Source organism: Glutamicibacter sp. GQ173, from assembly GCF_059759215.1.
The window spans coordinates 1-217 of the sequence record NZ_JCAXDT010000028.1; the positions used below are offsets into that span (position 1 = coordinate 1).

Here is a 217-nt window from a genome sequence, read left to right on the forward strand (position 1 = left end):
TTCCTGCCGCGGCGAGGTCGGACGCCACCGGCAGCGGCTAAGACTGTGCGACCCGTACGCCTGCTGGTATTGATCGGAACCACGGCATCGGTGATGAAATCACCAGCCTGCATCCCTGCCCAAAAGACCTGCAGTAGATCCGGCCGGAAAAGGATTGAATACTTCGCCATGTCAACACTCATTCATTAAGTGTTGCAATCACCGCAAGAACCCAAGG

The 217-nt window shown here is 56.2% G+C and carries 1 pseudogene; it reads right to left on the reverse strand.

Going from position 1 to position 217, the window contains the following annotated elements:
• Positions 1-182, reverse strand: a pseudogene (locus AC6CHO_RS17240) (IS30 family transposase); the annotation flags it as partial.
• Between the last annotated feature and the right edge of the window lie 35 nt (positions 183-217).